This window comes from Ureibacillus sp. GCM10028918 (assembly GCF_042666115.1).
GTDB lineage: Bacteria > Bacillota > Bacilli > Bacillales_A > Planococcaceae > Ureibacillus.
Genome location: NZ_JBHTFK010000002.1, coordinates 92,426 through 113,494 on the forward strand (window position 1 = coordinate 92,426; position 21,069 = coordinate 113,494).

At 37.4% G+C, this 21,069-nt stretch carries 19 protein-coding genes and 3 other annotated features; of the genes, 13 read left to right on the forward strand and 6 right to left on the reverse strand.

Annotation, left to right across the window (positions count from 1 at the left end; genetic code table 11):
• Positions 1-404 precede the first annotated feature (404 nt).
• The gene (gene thrS, locus ACFQU5_RS00415; RefSeq protein WP_390283565.1) at positions 405-2,336 is read left to right on the forward strand and encodes a threonine--tRNA ligase; all 1,932 of its coding nucleotides are present in this window, start codon (positions 405-407) and stop codon (positions 2,334-2,336) included.
• A gap of 199 nt (positions 2,337-2,535) precedes the next feature.
• Here the strand turns inward: thrS and ACFQU5_RS00420 are convergent, their stop codons facing one another.
• On the reverse strand, positions 2,536-3,267 hold the full coding sequence (locus ACFQU5_RS00420; RefSeq protein ID WP_390283568.1) for an HAD-IIB family hydrolase: 732 nt from the start codon (positions 3,265-3,267) through the stop codon (positions 2,536-2,538).
• The gene (locus tag ACFQU5_RS00425; RefSeq protein ID WP_390283572.1) at positions 3,251-4,459 is read right to left on the reverse strand and encodes a glycosyltransferase; all 1,209 of its coding nucleotides are present in this window, start codon (positions 4,457-4,459) and stop codon (positions 3,251-3,253) included. The genes ACFQU5_RS00420 and ACFQU5_RS00425 overlap by 17 nt, the downstream gene beginning before the upstream one ends.
• A gap of 364 nt (positions 4,460-4,823) precedes the next feature.
• Positions 4,824-4,971: a sequence feature (ribosomal protein L20 leader region), on the forward strand.
• Positions 4,972-5,066: 95 nt separating this feature from the next.
• Between ACFQU5_RS00425 and infC the strand changes: the two genes are divergently transcribed.
• The 5 genes from infC to metG all read left to right on the forward strand — a co-directional run bounded on the left by infC (position 5,067) and on the right by metG (position 8,842).
• Entirely contained in the window at positions 5,067-5,570 is a 504-nt protein-coding gene (gene infC / locus ACFQU5_RS00430; RefSeq protein ID WP_036198712.1) for a translation initiation factor IF-3, read from the forward strand.
• A 33-nt stretch (positions 5,571-5,603) separates the two neighbouring features.
• Positions 5,604-5,804, forward strand: coding sequence for a 50S ribosomal protein L35 (gene rpmI, locus ACFQU5_RS00435; RefSeq protein WP_107934205.1), 201 nt, complete (start codon positions 5,604-5,606; stop codon positions 5,802-5,804).
• Positions 5,805-5,864: 60 nt separating this feature from the next.
• The gene (gene rplT, locus ACFQU5_RS00440) at positions 5,865-6,224 is read left to right on the forward strand and encodes a 50S ribosomal protein L20 (protein WP_390283576.1); all 360 of its coding nucleotides are present in this window, start codon (positions 5,865-5,867) and stop codon (positions 6,222-6,224) included.
• 208 nt (positions 6,225-6,432) lie between these two features.
• Positions 6,433-6,702 (forward strand): DUF1294 domain-containing protein, encoded by a 270-nt coding sequence (locus ACFQU5_RS00445; protein WP_390283579.1) that lies wholly within the window; start codon positions 6,433-6,435, stop codon positions 6,700-6,702.
• Between the two features lie 187 nt (positions 6,703-6,889).
• Positions 6,890-7,134 (forward strand) — a binding site (T-box leader).
• 73 nt (positions 7,135-7,207) lie between these two features.
• Positions 7,208-8,842: a methionine--tRNA ligase gene (gene metG / locus ACFQU5_RS00450; protein WP_390283582.1), complete on the forward strand. Its 1,635-nt coding sequence runs from the start codon at positions 7,208-7,210 to the stop codon at positions 8,840-8,842.
• Positions 8,843-9,034: 192 nt separating this feature from the next.
• Here metG and ACFQU5_RS00455 read toward each other — a convergent pair whose 3' ends face one another.
• Positions 9,035-9,433: a sigma-w pathway protein ysdB gene (locus ACFQU5_RS00455; RefSeq protein WP_390283585.1), complete on the reverse strand. Its 399-nt coding sequence runs from the start codon at positions 9,431-9,433 to the stop codon at positions 9,035-9,037.
• A 92-nt stretch (positions 9,434-9,525) separates the two neighbouring features.
• On the opposite strand from ACFQU5_RS00455, the gene ACFQU5_RS00460 reads away from it, so the two are divergent.
• The 3 genes from ACFQU5_RS00460 to argF all read left to right on the forward strand — a co-directional run bounded on the left by ACFQU5_RS00460 (position 9,526) and on the right by argF (position 12,573).
• Positions 9,526-10,008, forward strand: a complete 483-nt coding sequence (locus ACFQU5_RS00460) for a dUTP diphosphatase (protein ID WP_390283587.1) — start codon at positions 9,526-9,528, stop codon at positions 10,006-10,008.
• Between the two features lie 116 nt (positions 10,009-10,124).
• Positions 10,125-11,213, forward strand: coding sequence for a M42 family metallopeptidase (locus tag ACFQU5_RS00465; protein ID WP_390283590.1), 1,089 nt, complete (start codon positions 10,125-10,127; stop codon positions 11,211-11,213).
• 394 nt (positions 11,214-11,607) lie between these two features.
• Positions 11,608-12,573 (forward strand): ornithine carbamoyltransferase, encoded by a 966-nt coding sequence (gene argF / locus ACFQU5_RS00470; protein WP_390283593.1) that lies wholly within the window; start codon positions 11,608-11,610, stop codon positions 12,571-12,573.
• 456 nt (positions 12,574-13,029) lie between these two features.
• Here the strand turns inward: argF and ACFQU5_RS00475 are convergent, their stop codons facing one another.
• The gene (locus ACFQU5_RS00475; protein WP_390283596.1) at positions 13,030-13,545 is read right to left on the reverse strand and encodes a CarD family transcriptional regulator; all 516 of its coding nucleotides are present in this window, start codon (positions 13,543-13,545) and stop codon (positions 13,030-13,032) included.
• Between the two features lie 133 nt (positions 13,546-13,678).
• Here ACFQU5_RS00475 and ACFQU5_RS00480 point away from each other — a divergent pair, with 133 nt between their 5' ends.
• Entirely contained in the window at positions 13,679-14,092 is a 414-nt protein-coding gene (locus ACFQU5_RS00480; protein WP_390283599.1) for a MarR family winged helix-turn-helix transcriptional regulator, read from the forward strand.
• 50 nt (positions 14,093-14,142) lie between these two features.
• On the opposite strand, the gene sspI is transcribed toward ACFQU5_RS00480, so the two are convergent.
• The gene (sspI, locus tag ACFQU5_RS00485) at positions 14,143-14,352 is read right to left on the reverse strand and encodes a small acid-soluble spore protein SspI (protein WP_390283602.1); all 210 of its coding nucleotides are present in this window, start codon (positions 14,350-14,352) and stop codon (positions 14,143-14,145) included.
• A gap of 358 nt (positions 14,353-14,710) precedes the next feature.
• On the opposite strand from sspI, the gene ACFQU5_RS00490 reads away from it, so the two are divergent.
• Entirely contained in the window at positions 14,711-15,472 is a 762-nt protein-coding gene (locus ACFQU5_RS00490; protein ID WP_390283604.1) for a TrmH family RNA methyltransferase, read from the forward strand.
• A gap of 70 nt (positions 15,473-15,542) precedes the next feature.
• Here ACFQU5_RS00490 and ACFQU5_RS00495 read toward each other — a convergent pair whose 3' ends face one another.
• On the reverse strand, positions 15,543-16,901 hold the full coding sequence (locus ACFQU5_RS00495; protein WP_390283607.1) for a methyl-accepting chemotaxis protein: 1,359 nt from the start codon (positions 16,899-16,901) through the stop codon (positions 15,543-15,545).
• Positions 16,902-17,114: 213 nt separating this feature from the next.
• Positions 17,115-17,353, forward strand: a binding site (T-box leader).
• Between the two features lie 233 nt (positions 17,354-17,586).
• Here ACFQU5_RS00495 and pheS point away from each other — a divergent pair.
• Positions 17,587-18,624 carry a phenylalanine--tRNA ligase subunit alpha gene (gene pheS, locus ACFQU5_RS00500; protein WP_390283610.1) on the forward strand — a complete coding sequence of 346 codons (1,038 nt, stop codon included), beginning with the start codon at positions 17,587-17,589 and terminating at the stop codon, positions 18,622-18,624.
• Positions 18,625-18,636: 12 nt separating this feature from the next.
• Positions 18,637-21,042 carry a phenylalanine--tRNA ligase subunit beta gene (gene pheT, locus ACFQU5_RS00505; protein ID WP_390283613.1) on the forward strand — a complete coding sequence of 802 codons (2,406 nt, stop codon included), beginning with the start codon at positions 18,637-18,639 and terminating at the stop codon, positions 21,040-21,042.
• The last annotated feature ends 27 nt before the right edge of the window (positions 21,043-21,069 follow it).

The window sequence follows — 21,069 nt, forward strand, 5'->3', positions numbered from 1 at the left end:
TTGATAAGGACAACAAGATTGTAAATCGACTTAAAGAGAGGGAGGCCATGGCTGAAAGCTTCCTAGTACGGATACATTCTTTACTACCTTGGAGCATTAGCGGGGATAATCCGCTAACGTAAATCGGTACGTTAACCGACCTGGAGCTTCGTCTGATAACTTGCTTATCGGAAGGAAGAAGGGTGGAACCACGAGCATACGCGTCGTCCCTTTCATAGGGATGGCGCTTTTTTTATTGGAAAAGCGGAGGTGGCTCGTTCAGACTCGCGTCGACGAAACGCAACGCCCTGTTGCATCGTCGACATGACTCACTTCGTGTGAGTCTAGTCGCCTCAGCTAGACAATAAAAATGAGGTGGCTCTTTTAAACTCCATAAGAATACCTAATGAAAAGGAGCAATAGACATGTCAGAAATCATTAAATTAACTTTCCCGGATGGGGCTGTAAAGGAATTTGAGCGCGGCACATCAACTGCAGATGTCGCAGGATCAATAAGCCCAGGACTAAAAAAACAAGCGTTGGCAGGTAAATTAAACGGTTCATTAATCGATTTGAAAACACCGATCGAAGAAGATGGTGCAATTGAAATTATTACACCAAAATCTGAGGAAGCTTTAGAAATCCTTCGTCACTCAACTGCACATTTAACTGCACAAGCTTTAAAACGTTTATATCCAGGGATTAAACTAGGTATCGGACCAGTAATCGAAGGCGGTTTCTATTATGATGTGGATGCACCAGAACCAATTTCTGCGGACGACTTCCCAAAAATTGAAAAAGAAATGAAAAAAATCATTTCTGAAAACATCGAAATTGACCGCAAAGACGTTTCTCGTGATGATGCGCAAAAAATTTATGAAGAAGTTGGCGATGAATATAAATTAGAACTTTTAGAAGCGATCCCAGCTGATGAACAAGTTTCAATTTATTACCAAGGGGACTTTTTCGACCTATGCCGCGGAATTCACGTACCATCAACAGGGAAACTAAAAGAATTTAAATTACTTTCTTTAGCTGGAGCTTATTGGAGAGGAAACTCTGACAATAAAATGCTTCAACGTATTTACGGAACAGCTTTCTTCAACAAAGAGGACTTAAAACATCACCTTCAAATGCTTGAAGAAGCAAAAGAACGTGACCACCGTAAAATCGGTAAAGAATTGGAATTATTCACATTATCACAAACTGTTGGTCAAGGTTTGCCACTTTGGTTACCAAACGGTGCTACAATTCGCCGTACTGTTGAACGTTACATCGTAGATAAAGAATTACGCTTAGGCTACAAACACGTATACACTCCTGTACTTGGTTCAAAACGCTTATACGAAACTTCTGGTCACTGGGAGCACTATCAAGAGGATATGTTCCCGCCGATGGAAATGGATAACGAAACATTAGTGCTGCGTCCGATGAACTGTCCTCACCACATGATGGTGTATGCAAGCAGTATGCACTCTTACCGTGAATTGCCAATTCGTATTGCGGAGCTTGGAACAATGCACCGATATGAATCTTCAGGTGGTTTATCTGGACTACAACGTGTACGAGGCATGACTTTAAATGATGCACATATCTTTGTACGCCCTGACCAAATCAAGGAAGAATTCAAACGTACAGTTGAGTTAGTGCTAGATGTATATAAAGATTTCGAGTTAACAGACTATAAATTCCGTCTATCTTACCGTGATCCTCAAGATACTGAAAAGTACTTCGATGATGATGCAATGTGGGAAAAAGCACAAAGCATGTTGAAAGAAGCTATGGATGATCTTGGTTTAGACTACTTTGAAGCAGAAGGTGAAGCTGCATTCTACGGTCCAAAGTTAGACGTTCAAGTAAAAACTGCTATCGGAAAAGAAGAAACTTTATCAACTGTCCAACTTGACTTCTTATTACCTGAACGATTTGACTTAGCTTATGTTGGAGAAGATGGTAAGCAACACAGACCAGTTGTTATCCACCGCGGTGTCGTATCAACAATGGAACGATTCATTGCTTTCTTAATTGAAGAATACAAAGGAGCATTCCCAACTTGGTTAGCACCAGTTCAAGTTGAAATCATCCCTGTATCAAACGAAGTCCACTTCGATTATGCAAAACAAGTGGAAGAAAAGCTTTTAGCAGCTGGTATTCGAGTGGAAATGGATTCTCGCGAAGAAAAACTAGGCTACAAAATTCGTGAAGCACAAATGAAGAAAATCCCTTATATGCTTGTGTTGGGAGATAAAGAAATGGAAGCTGGCGACGTGAATATTCGTCGTTACGGCTCAAAGGATTCAGAAACTGTTTCTTTAGAAAACTACTTAGAAATGATTAAAGCTGAAGTAAATAAATAAAACAAAAAAATTGGATGAAAAGTAATTTTTTCATCCAATTTTTTAATGAATTTTAAAAGCATATAATTTTGAACAGTGTCTGGCGCAAGCCGCTCAGCCCCTCGAGTCGTTTCCTCCTACGAAATCAAAAAACGCCTTCTTGTCGGAGGCTCCAGCACTTGTCGGGGCTTAGCAGGGCGCTTACGCTTTTCTTGGGATATTAATATGCCGATTGATAAAAGTAGCTCCATCCCTCTTGAATACCTGATGCAAATGTATCTTTTGCAAAATATACATTTGGTAGATATCTATATCGTTTTATTTCATTTTGGCAGTTGCCGACAATCACTGCAGGCAAACCCAGTCTTAACATATCCACATCATTCCCCGAATCCCCGGCAACCAATATTCTAAAATGATCTGGTGCATATCGCTGGAGAACATATTTTAAGGCTTCTCCCTTATTTGTATGAGAAGGTAAAATATCGACATCTTTGTTTGAACTATACATTAAATAGAAGGCTATACAATAAAGTTTTAGCATTTCTTCTACTTCTTTTACATAACCGGGATCATCTGAAACGGTAAATGATAATCGATAATCATTCGGTAATGGTTGTCGTTTGAATTTATCGTATTGCTTTATCACACTTAAAATCAAGTCTGGATTCCAGTCTGCAGAAGTAACCAATCTCCATTGTTCATCTTCTTGTAAATTGGGACCAATATAAATTGAAGCACCTACATCGCAGATTAAAATACTTGGTCTTGGCAGTTGGTGCTTATCAATGAGCTCTATAGCAGAATCATAGTGCCTGCCAGTAATATAGATTAGTGATATGGGGACTTTCTGTGTTTTGAAGAATTCCCATAGCTGATCTAATTTTTCTTTATGACCGACTAATGTGTTATCAAGATCGGTTGCTAAAATTGCACTACCTAACAGTCTCATATAAAGTCACCTCATAAAGATGTTTGATTTTTTTTGCGATATGTTGCCATTTAAATTCACGCTGTGCAAATTTACGGGCATTATTTTTTAATTCTCTAACGATTTGGGGTTTAGATAATAAAAGATACATTGATTCCGATAATTTCGAGATATTTCCTTTTGTAACATGTAAACCAGTTTTACCTGGAATAACAATATCCTTTAGGCCGCCTACTTTTGAGGCTATGACAGGGCATCCACACGCCTGTGCTTCAGCTGCTACCATTCCGAAAGATTCGTAATATGAAGGAACTACAGTAGCAACGGCATTTTTAAATAGTATGGCAAGTTCTTTTTCGTTTTGTGGACCTAAAAATTTAATGCGATTTTCAAGTCCTTTGATTGCTTGTCTCAATTTTGGATCAATTGGAGAGAAAGTTTTTACATCTACATTGGATTTTGTACCACCCGCGATAAGTAATTTTATATTCTCCGAGATTTTCTTTTTCTCCACCAACTCGCGGAATGATTGAATTAATACAAATATTCCTTTTGATTCCTCTAAACGTCCGACAAATAAAAAATAGTTTTCAAAATCAAAGGGTTTTTCATATAAACGATGGTAAGTTTCTGCAACTCCGATTGGCACAACATGAATGCTTGCAGGTGTTTTGACAGTATCTAGAATTAGTTGCTTCTCGTTAGGAGTGGTAGCGATAATTTGATCGACTTCCGACAGAATTTTGTCTTCGTAGTAAAGACGTCTGTTGTCCTTGAGGCCAGTTCCTAATTGCTTTGCGATTCCTAAAGAATGATTCGTATGAAACCATGGCAACTGGAATTCTTTTTTTATTTGTAAGCCAAGTACCCCTGATAGCCAATAATGGGTATGGAGAAGTTCATATTGCGAAAGATCTATGTTTGCCTTCATTTCTTCATAGAAATTTGGAAGTAGTTTAAATAATTCATTTTTATCGACAAATCCTTTTTTGCCAGCTTCTAATCGAATAACTCGACTTGCTTTGCCGAAATGTTCAATTTGGGGAGCATCCTCTAGACACCAATGGGTAACTACGTCTACCGCAAAACCAATTTCTTCTAAGGATAATGCTAATTGACGAACATAATTATTTTGCCCACCCGCTTGTTTACTGCCAAGTGGAGCTAAGGGATCCCCATGATCCGAGATAAATAGTACTTTTCTTTGAGTCATATTTATACCTCCGTTTTGTTGTAATACTAGAGCTTAGTTTCGATATCATTTCGCTATTTGAGCGTTTATATGTTCAGCCAACCTCTCATTTCCAGTGAAAAGGTAAGATGTACTTTTCCTTCCCTTCAATTTTTTTGTTAAAACATTTTTTGACAAATAAAATGGCAAATTTACAAATTTACATAGTGATCTGTTCCAAGGCAGTATTGTTCTCTTAAAAAATAGTTGCTTTTTTGTATTAATCATGTTTTAATAAGTTGTTATTACTTATCAATGAAATTTCTTAAAAGTAGATATTTTTTCTAATGTGTTGACTTTAAAGGGAATAGGTGTTAACATTGATATGGTTATGAATACATTATAAAAGTTAAAGTAGAGGCTGCCCGCTTCTCACCTGAATGACGCTATTGCAGTTAACAGGTATTGACACGTTGAATTTTTTGCGCTGACTAATAGCGTATGAATATATAGCGGGCGGACATCTTCTGAAATGTCCGTCCTTTTTTTATGGACATACTTAGGAAGTGTACCGTTCAACCGGGCATAATTGCTCTTAACTCATGTATTCCCGACACAAACCTGGAGGTGGATTCGTATTAGCAAAGACATGTATGTAAACGAAGGTATTCGCGCGCGTGAACTTCGTCTAATCGATCATAATGGTGATCAGCTAGGAGTTAAATCTCGTAACGAAGCGTTAGAAATCGCCGCTCGTGTAAACTTGGATCTTGTCCTTGTGGCCCCTCAAGCTAAGCCACCAGTCGCTCGTATTATGGACTATGGTAAGTTTAAGTTTGAACAGCAAAAGAAAGATCGTGAAATTCGTAAAAATTCAAAAGTTATCAATATGAAGGAAGTACGTTTAAGCCCTACAATTGATGAACATGATTTCCAAACGAAATTGCGTAATGCCATTAAATTCCTGGAAAAGGGCGACAAAGTAAAGTGTTCTATACGTTTTAAAGGTCGTGCCATTACTCACAAGGAAATTGGTCAACGCGTTCTAGATCGCTTTGCTGAAGCTTGTACCGAAGTCGCAACGGTTGAACAAAAACCGAAGATGGAAGGCAGAAGCATGTTCTTAGTTCTTCAACCAAAGAACGAGAAATAGTAAACCCTTGAATAGTTTAGGAGGAAATTCGAAATGCCAAAAATGAAAACTCACCGTGGCGCTGCGAAGCGTTTCAAAAAAACGGGCAAAGGAAAATTGAAATTTGACCGTGCGTACGGAAGTCACTTATTCGCAAACAAATCTACAAAAGCAAAACGTCACCTACGTAAAGCGAAAGTTGCTTCATCTGGGGATTTCAAACGTATCAGATCTTTATTAACTTACATGAAATAATTTTTATGTATAAATGAACGTAAATTAAACATTCGAAAGAATTAGCAGGAGGTAATTAGTATGCCACGCGTAAAAGGCGGAACAGTAACGCGCAAGCGTCGTAAAAAGGTTTTAAAATTAGCAAAAGGTTATTATGGTTCTAAACATACATTATACAAAGTTGCTAACCAAGCAGTAATGAAGTCAGGTCAATATGCATACCGTGACCGTCGTCAAAAGAAACGTGATTTCCGTAAATTATGGATCACTCGTATCAATGCGGCTGCACGTTTAAACGGTCTTTCTTACAGCCGTTTAATGTACGGTTTAAAAGTAGCTGGAATCGAAGTTAACCGTAAGATGTTAGCTGACCTAGCTGTAACAGATAGCGCTGCATTCACTCAATTAGCAGACGCAGCTAAAAAAGCTGTAGCGAAATAATTAAATTTGCCCGCAAATTTAATTATTACTGCACCGAAAGCGAAAGCGGCAGGTGCACAAACGTCACATTTACATATTCAGGTGTAAAGTGATTACATAAAAAGGCTGGTAGGATATCCTATCAGCTTTTTTATTTAAAAATAGAATTTTAAGTTGGAAAAAACATCGAATGAATGATTTTTTCTATTGAAGAAAGAAGGCATTTTCTATGGAATTTGCATTTTTAGCCTATATAGTCGTAATGTCAATTGTCCTATGTATTTTTATGTATATTGATAAATCGCGAGCAAGAAATCATGAATGGCGTATTTCAGAAAAATCCCTATTTACATTAGCCTTCCTTGGTGGAGCTTGTGGTGGCATATTAGGTATGTACCTATTTCGCCACAAAACAAAACACAACTCCTTTGCATTTGGATTTCCAATCATTGCAGCCATACAAATTTTTATTGTCGTTAGGATTTTCAACATATTCTAGCATAAAACTGCCTGTCTCATTATGATGAAAGGCAGTTTTTATTTTGGAGAGAATTATTGGTATGGTGGGTGTGATGGTATTAAGTAAGATGTAGTATTGTGAAATGTATCTAGTTACCAATAAAATTCAGAATGTTCAACTATTGAAAAGTGTCAACTGAACTAATATAATTTATAATTAATTAAAACTAAAAGCGTTCGAGAAGGAAAAGTAAATAAGAGATAGTTTAAAAGAGAGCTTCTGATGGTGGAAATGAAGCAAACGAAACTTATTGAAAATGACCCTTCAAGCTTCGTACCGAAACTAGATGAGTAGGCTACGACGAGAAAGGCACTCGTTACAACAGCGGCAGTATGAACACGTACTGATGGAGGCAAATAGTGTGAGCTGTTTGCGAACTTAGGTGGTAACACGGGAACACTCGTCCTAATCGTTTTTCGATTAGGGCGTTTTTTTTTGGTTAAATTTTCGAGTAAAAGAAATTTATTAAAAGGAGAGATTTATTATGACGGTCTTAATAGGTGGAGCATGGCCATATGCTAATGGGTCATTGCATTTAGGGCATATTGCCGCATTATTACCAGGAGATATTTTAGCAAGATATTATCGTCAAAAGGGGGAGAAGGTTTTATATGTTTCGGGAAGTGATTGTAATGGTACCCCAATTTCAATACGTGCTACCCAAGAAAACACAAAAATTAAAGCAATCGCTGACAGGTACCATGCGGAATTCGAACAAGTATTTAACGAGCTTGGATTTTCTTATGATTTATACACTCGGACGGATGCATCACATCATCACAAATCAGTACAGAAAATCTTTTTAACATTATTAGAAAATGGCTATTTATATAAAAGGAGGATTGAGCAAGCCTATTGTGAACGTGATAAACAATTTCTTCCTGATCGGTTTGTAGAAGGAAGTTGTCCAAATTGTGGATCAAAAGCAAGAGGAGATCAATGCGATCATTGCTCGAAAATATTGGACCCACTAGATTTAAACGATAAACGCTGTAAAATTTGTGGAACAGAGCCAGTAATAAAAGAAACGGAACATTTTTATTTTTCCTTCAGTGCTTTTCAAGAAAAGCTTGAGGCATATGTTGCAAAGGCAGAACATGACAATCTTTGGAGAGAAAATGCGATTCACCTAACGAAGAGATATTTAGCAGAAGGATTGCCAGATCGAGCAGTTACTCGAGACTTACCTAATGGGGTAGATGTACCTGTAAAGGGGTTTGAGGGGAAAAAGATTTATGTGTGGATTGAAGCAGTGGCAGGTTACCTGACGGCGAGTATCGAATGGGCAAAGCAGAACCAAGAAAACTTAGAAAACTGGTGGAATGAAGATACAATTTCGTATTACATTCATGGGAAAGATAATATTCCATTTCATACAGTCATCTGGCCTGCTATTTTGTTAGGGATTAATAACTTCACATTGCCAACTCATATTATTTCAAATGAATATTTAACCTTAGAAAAAAGAAAAATATCAACAAGTCAAAACTGGGCTGTTTGGATTCCAGACCTTTTACAAACATATGATCCGGACTCAATTCGTTATTTCTTAACTGTAAATGCACCCGAGAATCGTGATACTGATTTCTCGTGGCGAGAGTTTATCTACAGTCATAACAGTGAGCTGCTTGGCGCTTTTGGAAACTTTGTCAATCGAACACTGAAGTTTATTGAAAAATCTTTTGATGGGGAAATTCCTCAAGCAAAAACAAGTCGGAAAATATATGATAAAACAAAAAATCTATATGTTGAGGTTGGGGCTTTAATAGAAGTTGGACAATTCAAACAAGCATTGGAAACGATTTTTGACTATATCCGTTCCGCCAATCGTTATTTTGATGTACGAAAACCATGGATTCAAGTAAAAGTAGAAATGGAGCAATGCAAAGAAACACTATCTACATGTGTCTTTATCATTCTTAATCTTGCGCAAATTTTGCAGCCATTCTTGCCCTTTGCTGCAACAAAAATAGAAAAGATGCTAGAAATCCGAGAAAATAACTGGGCCGTAAAAAATGAATTGCCAAAAGTTGTGAAAAATATTGAACCACTGTATGAACGTTTAGATCTGAAACTGATTGATGAAGAACTCGAAAAGTTAAAAACGAAATCGAGATAAAATTAAAATTATTTGACAGAAAAGAGAAAGGATTATCTAACATGCATAGTCAAGGCCATGTTTGACAATCCTTACTTTCGGATGATTGATTATCGTCATAAAAACAACTAATCTTTTCTTCAAAAGTCTTGGCAATAAGTCAAATTTGCTAACTCGAAAACTTGTCAATTTGATGAATGGGATAAAGATGATTTATCTTTCCTTTGTTTGCTCCTTCATTAACTGCTCAATTGGATTTTTCCAGTTAATTTTAGCTTTTGGGTAGCTCATCTGAATTTCCTTTTCCAAATAGTAAAAGTCATCCTTTGTTAGCCCTTGTAGCTTCATCGGATCATGAACCCAAACGAAGATGGATACCACTTCAAATGCATTTTCAGTAGTTCCAAGATATTTTTCGCCCTCAAAAAGAGCGCCTTTATAAGAAATGAAAAAGTTTTTACGAACATTTTTCACATCATCATAGAAATAATATTCCGCTTTTTCAAAAGCTTCATCCAGCTTACGTTTAGGGTCTGTAAGATATCTGACAACTTTATAAAATATGTAAACGACTAATATGATAATAAGCAAACGGAAAAGTAGAAGAACCAAGCCAATTTCCCCCTTGTAAAAACGTTGTAAGTTCCTTTACGATTAAGAAGGACAATAGGTTTCACTTTTATTTAGAAATTGAGGGATTTTTTATGGAATTTATAGAACTATTTGAAATGCAAAGAGAATTGGATTCTTTTATCGAAAAAACGCAAAATATTAACCGTGATGTCTTTAAAGAAAAAGGACTTGCCTTAATGATTGAACTGGCAGAACTTGCAAATGAAACAAGATGCTTTAAATTTTGGAGCACTAAAGGTCCATCGGAACGTGAAGTTATTTTGGAAGAGTTCGTGGATTCGATTCACTTCTTGCTTTCTCTTGGAAATGCAAAGGGATTATCACTAAAAGAGTGGCCAGAAGTTAAAGTCAAGGAGGATTTAACTAATTGGTTTTTACGTACACAAGAAGCCATTTTAACATTTATTCAAAATCCTGCTAAGAATAGTTATCAGGATGTATGGCAATATTATGGGGTATTGGCTTTTAATTTAGACTTTACTTTAGACGATATTATCCAAGCCTACTTAGCCAAAAATGAAAAAAACTATGAGCGTCAAAGAAATGGTTATTAAATAGGACCTCGTAGTGTTTTCATGTAGTGGAAATGAAAGCAAAAAGAGGAGATTATATTTCAATAACCGAAATAATAGAGGTATAATTAGGAAGAAACTATTTAGGAGGGCGTTTAATGGTGCAGTTAGATGATACATTAAAAATGTTAAAAGAACTTACTGATGCAAATGGTATTCCAGGTAATGAAAGAGCTCCTCGTGCAGTAATGCGCAAATACATTGAACCGTTTGCAGATGAAATCGAGCAAGATAATTTAGGAAGTTTAATCGCTAAAAAGGTTGGCGATGAAAACGGTCCTAAAATAATGATTGCCGGCCACTTAGACGAAATTGGTTTCATGGTCACGCAAATCGATGAAAAAGGATTTATTAAATTCCAAACAGTTGGTGGTTGGTGGAGCCATGTTATGCTTTCACAACGTGTGACAATCACTACTCGTTCCGGTGAGGAAATCATCGGGGTAATCGGTTCAAAACCACCGCATATACTACCAGCGGAACAACGCAAAAAAGTAATGGATTTAAAAGAATTATTTATCGATATCGGTGCAACATCAAAAGAACAAGTACAAGAATGGGGAATTCGCCCAGGTGATATGATTACTCCATACTTTGAATTTAATGTGATGAAAAATGAAAAAATGCTTTTAGCAAAAGCATGGGATAACCGTATAGGATGTGCTATTGCGATTGATGTATTGAAAGCGTTGAAAGATACAAAGCATCCCAATATTGTATATGGAGTAGGGAATGTTCAAGAAGAAGTTGGTCTTCGAGGAGCAAAAACAGCCACTTTTAAGATCCAGCCAGATATCGGTTTTGCAGTAGATGTTGGTGTAGCTGGTGATACGCCAGGAATTACACCAAAAGAATCGACTTCTAAGATCGGGGAAGGCCCGCAAATTATTATCTTTGATGCGTCTATGGTTGGACATAAAGGGCTTCGCGACTTCGTTGTAGATGTTGCAGAAGAAAACAATATTCCATATCAATTCGACTCTACACCAGGCGGGGGGACAGATGCAGGATCAATTCACTTAACAGCAAACGGTGTACCTGCTATGGCAATTGGTGTTGCAACACGTTATATCCACTCTCATGCAGCTATTTTACACCGTGATGATTATGAAAACACAGTAAAACTAATTGTTGAACTGGTTAAAAAATTAGACCGAGATACAGTGAATAAAATCATTTTTGATTAAAGATTTAACCCGGGAACAGAGCAAACTCTGTACCTGGGTTGTTTTTTGCTGAGCTAATATAATTTAGATAATAATAGATAAAATTATCTGAAATACATAATTTTAGAATGAACTAAAGAGCAAAAAACTCGCTTCCTTTTTTTGTTCAAGTGGTATCAAAATAAAATGTTTATGCATATATATAGTAGGGGTAAAATGATAGTGATTGAATTTTTATAAATATAATATAGAAGTAATCATATAAAACGAGTGATATCATGTTTATTTATGCATTTTCAATGTATAAAATATAATTTTTAAATATTGTATAAATAATAAAAATTCACTTGATTTAATAATTATACATATGTATAATGAATTCATCATCAATCGGAAGTTTGGGGGCAAAAAGGGTATGAAATTATTAGAAGAGGTTCAGCTTAAGTTAGTGTCAAGCCTTAAAGGGAAGGACCTATTGACATTATTAGATTATACAAGCGAAGAAGTTCAAGATTTAATCAAGTTAGCGACACAATTGAAGAAAATTACAAAAGCCGGGAGATGCCCGAGATTACTAGAGGGTAAAACATTAGGAATGATCTTTGAAAAACATTCAACACGTACACGTATTTCCTTTGAAGTTGGGATGAACCAACTTGGGGGGGAAGCGATGTTTATGCATTCCCGTGATATGCAAATTGGACGTGGGGAACCAATTTCGGATACAGGGCATGTTTTATCGGGTTACCTTGACGCCATTATGATTCGTGCAAACTCCCATGAAATGGTAAAGGAATTAGCGGATCATGCTTCAATCCCTGTTATCAATGGGTTAACAGATCTATATCATCCTTGTCAGGCATTAGCAGATTTAGAAACGATTGCTGAAAACAAAGGGGAGTTAAAGGGACTGAAGATTGCTTACGTTGGAGATGGCAATAACGTAGCACATTCATTGGTAGTAGCTGCTGCTCATGTGGGTATGGATGTTGTGGTAGCAACTCCTATTGGCTACGAACCAAATGAAGAAGTAATTGCAAGGGCTCAAAAAATAGCAAAAGAGAACGGCAGCCTAGTTACAGTAACAACTGATCCAGTTGCGGCTGTTAAAAATGCGGATGCGGTTTATGCAGATGTATGGACTAGTATGGGCCAGGAAGAAGAAACGGCAAAACGTTTAGTTGATTTTGAAGGCTATCAAATTAATGATGCATTAGTAGCTCATGCAAAACCTGATTATATGTTCCTGCATTGTTTACCAGCACACCGTGAAGAAGAAGTAGCAACATCGGTGATTGATGGTCCAAATTCATATATCTTCGAGCAAGCGGAAAACCGTTTACATGCGCAAAAGGCAGTACTAGCGTCAATTTTAGCCTAATAGCGTCGTAGTAGTTGTTAGCTCTGTGACGAAAGCCTGCGACAGTCACAAGCGGAAAACCGTTTACATGCGCAAAAGGCAGTACTAGCGTCAATTTTAGCCTAATAGCGTCGTAGAAAACGGATTAGCTCTGCGACGAAAGCCTGCGACAGTCGCAAGCGGAGAATAGACTCCATGCGCAAAAGGCAGTGTTGGCATCGATTTTAGCTTAATGGTTTAAAACAGTGAAAATTATACGGGTGGTATATTTTTACTTGAAGAATATAAAGAAATCTTTTATGGGGGACTCGCTGTAGAGATTTCGAGTGATGAAGAGTTCAAGATGGAACGACCCATCGCTACATAGGAAAAGTAACCTGGGAGACGCTGGGTTGCTTTTTATTTTGCTTTTAGATACGGAAAGGCAGCTCTTAAAATAATACTTACTTTAAGAGCTGCCTGAAGATGAAACGAATATTATTCATTTGTAAGCATCACTTCTCCGTCGATATCTAATAAGTGAGCGATTTTATTGGAAATTTCCGCTGTCGTTGTATTTAAAGAAAGGGCCAGCTCGGAGAATAAAATACCCTGCATCGAAACTAACAGCTTACGATCTTGTTCAGAGAATTTCCTGTCATTATTTTCTAACTCGTGTTTTTTCACAAGTAACGTATTGATCACTTTTGCTATCTCTTTGCGATTACCTTTTTTTGCAATTAACGAATAGCCTTGGGAACGTTGATTGCCTTTTTCGATCCAATCAATGCCGGGTTTTGTAAATAGTGTTAAAATTTCTTCAGCTTCTTCTTTAGCCATTAAAGTTGAAATGGTTTTATTATCAACAGGTGTACTGATTTCTAATTTTTCATTATTAAGTGGATGTAGCACATAGTAGGTTTTTGTCACACCAGAAAAAGTTTTTTCACTGATGCCATCAATTTGGCATAATCCATGAGAAGAATAAATGATAGTATCTCCAATATTGAACATTTTTTCGCCCCCAAGTACATTTTGTCAACTAGGTTGACTAATTTCATTATAGATGAATAAAAGAAAAATGTCAACTTAGTTGACAAATGGTGCGTGTTTAAGTATATTATTCTCGAAAACGTGAAGCAAGGGAATGATGGACGTGAAACAATTGGATTTATTTGACCTTATAAGTGAGCGACACGGTACTATACGAAGAATATTAGAAGAAAAATGGAATGAAATGAGCGATATCTCCATTTCAAATTCAGAATGGTACATTATGTCAAAGGTGAATAATAAACAACCAACCATATCGATGGTTGCTAAAAACGTGCAGATATCTCGACAAGCAGCCCATAAATTTATAAAGAAATTAGAATCAAAAGGATTAGTCGAGCTCGTTCCAGGAAGTAATAATCGTGATAAATGCATCCAACTAACCGACCTTGGACAAATCTGTGTTAATAAGTATATTGTGTTAAAACACGATATAGAAAAGAAGATATCGGAAATAGTTGAAATTGAACAGTTAAAAACAATACTGAGAAGTGATTGGGGAATTTAATTGTAAAAGGCTGTCAAGACAAGAATATCAAGCCAGCCTTATATCACTCTTTAGTTTTGAAATGCTTTAGAAAGTTTTTCAGTAAATTCTTGTTGTTCATCTGGGGAAGAGGAATTCCACCATTTTTCTAAAAATACACCAAGACCGGGTAATAAATGCTCATCTCCGCGTGAAATCGCATCCTCTACAGTATCACGGAATTCGGTAGCACTATCACCTTGAACATTTGATGTAATGGCTTGTCTAATTTGAAAATTCATTACAATCGCCTCCTTAATGACTAGTCTGCGTCACGAATCGTAAAGTATACATAGTAAATTAAGAATAAGATGCAAAAAAGAGGTGACTCATGAGAAAATGAGACACCTCTTTTCCTTCGACGAAATTTTTGGCGAAAATGGTTCTTTGTTTTGGTACACTTTTTTTTCATGCATACTTTGGAATGAAATATAACCGAGAATGTTACTAAAAATCTGGAATTAGCCTATAGATTATTGGGGAGGAAGTAAGTGAGTTAACAACTTGTTACTCAGTTATGAAGAACATTTTTTACACTGACCGACTTTTCATGTAAAATTAGGCAATAGATGAAAAGGAAAAGGCGGTAAACGTACTATTATGAAACGAATTGAATCAGCGCAAAATGCGTTAGTGAAGCACTGGAAAAAGCTTGTGACAACAAGAAAAGAACGAGAAAAATCTGGAGAGTTTATCGTAGAAGGCTTTCACTTGGTCGAGGAAGCACTAAAGGATAAAGAGCAGATTATTCAAATTATTGTCCGCGAAGGTGTGGATTTGCCATTACTTTGGGATATTGATAATGTAGAATTGGTTGAAATAACGGGTTCAATAGCCAATGAACTTGCTGAAACCGAAAATCCACAAGGTGTCTTTGCCCATTGTAAACAATTAGAAGTTGAAGAGGAAGGTATCTCGAACTGGAGAAAACTGTTGCTTGTTGATGCAGTGCAAGATCCGGGTAATATCGGGACGATGATTCGCACAGCGGATGCAGCCGGTATTGATGCCATTGTCTTAGGGAAAGGCTGTGCGGATGCATACAATCCAAAGACATTACGTTCAGCACAAGGCTCTCATTTCCATATCCCAATTGTTCGTGGGGAATTAGCTGACTGGATAGAAGATTTACAAGAGCGTAGTGTGAAGGTCTATGGAACCGCCCTGCAAGAGGCAGTCGTTTATACAGAAGTAGAAACAGCAGGAAGCTTTGCTCTAATCGTAGGAAATGAAGGCAGTGGCATTCATCCACAGTTATTAGCTAAAACAGATCAAAATGTCATTATCCCGATTTTGGGACAAGCTGAATCTTTAAATGTTGCGGTTGCGACAGGGATCTTGCTATATCAATTCGCAAAATAATAAGAACAAACACCGATTCACAAATTTGTGGATCGGTGTTTTCGTTATGTTCCCGCTGATTTATAATTTTTTACGGAATTGATAAATCGACACCAAGTACGCCTATAATCTTATTTCCATCTAGTATTGGCATGGATAGTGTGATACATGCTTTTTTTGTTAATGCAGAAATATACACGTCAGATATATAGGTTTTTCCCTGAGAAGCTTCGACAAACCATGGACGTAATTTAGCATTAACAAGAGCAGCTGTAGGGTTTGAATATATAAATGAACCATCCAAACGATTGGACCATATGGCTTCAAATTGTTGACCGGCTGATAGCATATTGTCTAATTGAATTTGATGAACCTGTGGATTCAATGAAATTAAATTTTTAGCATCAATACTATTGGAAAGAATTGCCTTGGAATTCTCGATTAATGCTGAATCAATTTTCAAATTCATTTGTGCCGAATCCTTATTTATGAGAGATTGCAGTTCTTCTGAAGTATTAATCAAAGCATGACTAATTGATCGGATTTCCTCCACGTTCTCATGCTGTTTATCTAAATCATTTGTTGCTTGGCAGACTTGTTCTTTATTTTCTATGGCCAATTGCGAAATTTCCTGAAGTAATTGAGAAATCTCTTGAATATTCTCACGTTGTTCTTCAACTGAATCTGTAGACTCGGATACCATACTCGTTATGGAGACTAGTCGAGATTTAAAGGAATGCATTGATTTTAAGGTTTCTTGTAGTTCAGTAGAGCCTTCTTCAATTTGTCTTGTTTCCGTCTCAACCATGATAGTGGAAGTATTGATTCCATTTAAAATAAGATTTAAGTTTTCACGGGTTTGTTCTATAGCGACAGAAGTTTGGCTAGCTAGATTCCCCACTTCGTTTGCGACTACTGCAAAGCCTTTACCATGGTCCCCGGCTCTAGCTGCTTCAATCGCCGCGTTCAACGCAAGAATTCTCGTTTTTTGCGAAATGGAACCAATGGTATGGACGATTTCATGTATATTTTCTGAGTTCAGCACAAGTTGATTCATATGTTGTAGGAGGGTGTGATGGCTTTCATTTAATGCGTCAAATTTCCTTTGAAGTGACTGAAAGGATTCAACAGATATCTCTAGTTCTTCATTGGAAGTTTGACTATTTGATAAGATTTCTTGTGAAAAAGCCGAAATATGTAGGGCAGACGATTCAATCTTGCTCATTTTCACTGCAACTTGCTGCGTATTTTCCGCAGTTTGCATACTATGCTCTAATAAGATGCTTGTTTTTTCTTTGCTTGATGTAGAGGTTTCTTCAAGGTCTATCGTAGCAATCTTCACTTGCTCTACAATCCCTTTTAGTTGATCAACCGCAACCTGAATTTGCCCATCTAAATTTTGAGATGCTCCTTCATTTGAATGTTGTTCTCTTCTTTTTAAAAAAAACATGAAACCCCTCCTTGAAATTGATGTTATAAAATCTGACATTACGTTTATAAAAATATACCATATGAGTAAATTTTTCTATATAAAAAGTTTGAAATCATTTCCTTTTTCCTATCCTAGAGTGTAGATAAAAGATTAATTACTTATTGTTTGCAATACTTGAAACGTTTTCCGTTTTGCCGTAAAATAATGAAGACTAAAAAAACGAATAATTACTAAAATGCGTTAGTAGCGGGAAGAGTAAATAATGACGTGACTATCCAGGGAACATGAGCCATAGACTGAAAGCTTATGTATGGTCGAAAGTATTGAAGTTCACCCCGCAAGCAGCTTCCGGGATCAAATTTTTTGTGAAAGGAAAGCCGGCCAATCGAGTCGTTATGTCAATGAAGTGATTGCAATCTTTTTCTTGCAATAACTAGGGTGGTACCGCGAATCTAGTCCTCGTCCCTTTTTTAGGGGCGAGGTTTTTTGTGTTTTCTTGAAGGAATATGGTGAGAGCTATACATTATGATGGAACAGTCGCACGTAAAGTGAGTGAACTCGCACGTAAACGGATGAAAGTCGCTCGTGAAGTGAGAAAACTCGCTCGTAAATAGGTGAAAACCGCTCGTAAGCATTAACTGCCAGTAAACTCAAACCACCACCACAAAAAATCAAAGCGAATTTAAATAAGGAGGGTATACACGTGGAACAACAATTAAAGCAATTAGAACAAGAAGCATTAGCAAAGCTGCAAGCTGCTTCTAACTTAAAAGAGTTAAATGACGTTCGTGTTGCGTATTTAGGGAAAAAGGGTCCCATTACGGACTTATTAAAAGGAATGGGGAAATTATCTCCGGAAGAAAGACCAAAAATGGGTGCTCTAGTAAATGCAGTACGTGAAAATGTAACAGCACAATTAGAAGAAAAAGTAGCTGTTTTAGAGGAACAAGCGATTCTTGAACAATTAGAAAAAGAATCGATTGATGTCACTTTACCAGGACGTAAAGTGCGCCAAGGAAACCGTCATCCATTAACGCGCGTTGTTGAAGAAATTGAGGATTTATTTGTTTCGATGGGCTATGAAATTGCAGAAGGACCGGAAGTTGAGAAGGACTACTATAACTTCGAAGCGTTAAATTTACCAAAAGGTCACCCAGCTCGTGATATGCAAGACACTTTCTATATCACAGAGGAAACGCTTTTACGTACACACACTTCTCCAGTGCAGGCTCGAACAATGGAACTTAAAAAAGGAGAACCGATTCGCATTATTTGCCCAGGGAAAGTATTCCGTCGCGATAATGATGATGCAACGCACTCACATCAGTTCATGCAAATTGAAGGTCTGGTAATTGGTGAAAACATTCGTATGAGTGATTTAAAAGGAACCCTGGATGCATTGGCGAAGAAAATGTTTGGTGACGATCGTGAAATTCGTCTACGCCCAAGTTTCTTCCCATTTACGGAGCCTTCAGTAGAAATGGATATATCTTGCTTCAAATGTGGAGGTAAGGGCTGTAACGTATGTAAACATACAGGCTGGATCGAGATTTTAGGTGCGGGTATGGTTCACCCGAATGTATTGGAAATGGCTGGCTATGATTCGAAAAAAGTTTCAGGCTTTGCATTTGGTATTGGGGCAGAACGTATCGCAATGTTGAAATATGGGGTAGATGATATTCGTCATTTCTATACAAATGATAGTCGTTTCTTATCACAATTCCATAGAACAGAAGGGTAAGGGGGTACAACTATGTTAGTTTCATTAAATTGGTTAAAACAATATGTTGATATAGATGGTATAGCACCAGAAGAATTGGCTGAAAAAATTACGCGTTCAGGTATTGAAGTGGATGCAGTAATCGATCGTTCCGCTGGGATGACGAATATCGTTGTTGGGCATGTAGTTTCGAAAGAAAAACATCCAGATGCAGATAAATTAAATGTTTGTCAAGTCGAAGTAGGAGAAGGAGATATCCGACAAATTATTTGTGGAGCTCCTAATGTAGCTGCTGGGCAAAAAGTAATCGTTGCGTTACCTGGAGCGCGTCTTCCAGGTGGAGTGAAAATTAAAAAAGCGAAAATGCGTGGTCAAGAATCAAACGGTATGATTTGTTCACTACAAGAACTGGGTGTGGAAGGTCGCGTTGTTCCTAAAGCATATGCAGAAGGAATTTACGTTTTACCCCAAGATACGGTTCCAGGCAGTGACGCATTAGAGCTAATCGGACTACGTGACATAGTATTAGAACTAGGATTAACTCCAAACCGTTCTGATGCTTTATCGATGTTAGGTGTTGCTTATGAAGTAGCTGCAATTTTATCTCAACAAGTAAAATTACCTGAAATTCAGTATCAAACTATTTCGGAAAAAGCAGAAGAATACATTAAAGTTCGTGTAGAAGCAAAAGAAAACCCATTATATGCGGCGAAAGTTATTAAAAATGTGAAAATCGCAGAATCACCACTTTGGTTACAGCATCATTTAATGGCTGCGGGTGTACGTCCGCACAACAATGTGGTGGATATTACGAACTATATCTTAATGGAATATGGTCAACCGCTTCATGCATTCGACTATGATGCATTGAAAACAAATGAAATTCTTGTTCGCTTAGCAAATGAAGGCGAGAAAATTGTCACTTTAGATGATCATGAACGTACTTTAAAAGAGCATAATCTTGTCATTACAAATGGTGAAGTACCAGTTGCAATTGCCGGTGTAATGGGTGGAGCGAACTCTGAAGTAACAAGTGACACAACGACAGTAGTCATTGAAGCAGCTTACTTTGATGGTTTTTCCGTTCGTCGCACATCTAAGGAATTAGGCTTGCGCTCTGATTCATCTGCTCGCTTTGAAAAAGGAGTAGATCCAAACCGCGTACTTATTGCAGGAGAACGTGCTGCACAACTTCTAGCCGAGCTTGCTGGGGGAGAGGTTCTTGAAGGAACTGTAGCAGTAGATGATTTAGATAAATCACCTGCACGTGTTGTTGTATCACCAGACTTTATTAACAATCGTCTTGGAATGAAAATTTCGTTGGAAGACATGTTATCGATTTTAAACCGTCTACAATTTGATGTGGAAGCAGCGAATGGTTTATTAATCATTGATGCGCCAACACGACGTCAAGATATTAAAATCGAAGAAGATATCGTGGAAGAAATTGCGAGGCTTTATGGATATGATGAAATCCCAATGACATTACCAGAAGGCAATGAGCAAATTGGTGGATTAACTCCTTACCAAGCAAAACGTCGCATCGCACGTAATATTATGGAGGGTGCTGGTCTTTACCAGGCTGTCACATATTCATTAACATCCGATGAGCTTGCTCAGAAATTCGCACTTAAAGCAGAAGATACAACAAGATTATTAATGCCGATGAGTGAAGAACGTTCGACTTTACGTCAAAGCTTGATTCCACATTTAGTTGAAGCTGCTAGCTATAATGTAGCTCGTAAAGCAGATTCTGTTGCTCTATATGAAATCGGCTCTGTTTTCCTTGGAACAACTGCTGAAGAACTTCCATATGAAGAAGAACATCTTGCATTAGTTGTTTCTGGCAAATGGGTAGATCATGCATGGCAGGGCGAAAAGCTGACAGTTGATTTCTTCGTTGCTAAAGGAATTGTAGAGAGCTTATTCGAAAAACTTGGTTTAACTGAACGTGTATCCTTCGAAAAAGCAAGTGTTGATGGACTTCATCCTGGTCAAACAGCTGTTATTGCGCTTGATGGAGAAAAAGTTGGTATCATCGGTGGCTTACATCCAACTGAACGAAAAAAATACGATTTAAAAGAGACATTTGTTGCGGAATTAAACTTAAAAGCAATACTGGCTGCAGAAGTCGAGGAATTGGTATATGCATCTGTTCCGCGTTTCCCGGCAATGACACGTGATATTGCTTTAGAGCTTGATCGATCAAAACCAGCTGGCGAAATTATAGAAATAATCCGCAGTGCTGGAACAAAATTATTAAAAGAAGTAAAAGTGTTTGATGTTTACGAAGGAGATAAAATGGAAGAGGGTAAAAAATCCGTTGCCTTCTCATTAACATACTTTGACCCAGAACGTACATTAACGGATGAAGAAGTAGTAAGTGCACACAACAAGGTGTTAAAAGCTTTAACTGAAGCTGGTGCAGAACTGCGATAAGCTTGTTCACAAAATGAAGAAGAGTTG

Coding starts and splice junctions, on each gene's coding strand:
- thrS (WP_390283565.1), top strand. CDS start 405: ATGTCAGAAATCATTAAATTAACTTTCCCGGATGGGGCTGTAAAGGAA.
- ACFQU5_RS00420 (WP_390283568.1), bottom strand. CDS start 3,267: ATGAGACTGTTAGGTAGTGCAATTTTAGCAACCGATCTTGATAACACA.
- ACFQU5_RS00425 (WP_390283572.1), bottom strand. CDS start 4,459: ATGACTCAAAGAAAAGTACTATTTATCTCGGATCATGGGGATCCCTTA.
- infC (WP_036198712.1), top strand. CDS start 5,067: ATGTATGTAAACGAAGGTATTCGCGCGCGTGAACTTCGTCTAATCGAT.
- rpmI (WP_107934205.1), top strand. CDS start 5,604: ATGCCAAAAATGAAAACTCACCGTGGCGCTGCGAAGCGTTTCAAAAAA.
- rplT (WP_390283576.1), top strand. CDS start 5,865: ATGCCACGCGTAAAAGGCGGAACAGTAACGCGCAAGCGTCGTAAAAAG.
- ACFQU5_RS00445 (WP_390283579.1), top strand. CDS start 6,433: ATGGAATTTGCATTTTTAGCCTATATAGTCGTAATGTCAATTGTCCTA.
- metG (WP_390283582.1), top strand. CDS start 7,208: ATGACGGTCTTAATAGGTGGAGCATGGCCATATGCTAATGGGTCATTG.
- ACFQU5_RS00460 (WP_390283587.1), top strand. CDS start 9,526: ATGGAATTTATAGAACTATTTGAAATGCAAAGAGAATTGGATTCTTTT.
- ACFQU5_RS00465 (WP_390283590.1), top strand. CDS start 10,125: ATGGTGCAGTTAGATGATACATTAAAAATGTTAAAAGAACTTACTGAT.
- argF (WP_390283593.1), top strand. CDS start 11,608: ATGAAATTATTAGAAGAGGTTCAGCTTAAGTTAGTGTCAAGCCTTAAA.
- ACFQU5_RS00475 (WP_390283596.1), bottom strand. CDS start 13,545: ATGTTCAATATTGGAGATACTATCATTTATTCTTCTCATGGATTATGC.
- ACFQU5_RS00480 (WP_390283599.1), top strand. CDS start 13,679: ATGATGGACGTGAAACAATTGGATTTATTTGACCTTATAAGTGAGCGA.
- sspI (WP_390283602.1), bottom strand. CDS start 14,352: ATGAATTTTCAAATTAGACAAGCCATTACATCAAATGTTCAAGGTGAT.
- ACFQU5_RS00490 (WP_390283604.1), top strand. CDS start 14,711: ATGAAACGAATTGAATCAGCGCAAAATGCGTTAGTGAAGCACTGGAAA.
- ACFQU5_RS00495 (WP_390283607.1), bottom strand. CDS start 16,901: ATGTTTTTTTTAAAAAGAAGAGAACAACATTCAAATGAAGGAGCATCT.
- pheT (WP_390283613.1), top strand. CDS start 18,637: ATGTTAGTTTCATTAAATTGGTTAAAACAATATGTTGATATAGATGGT.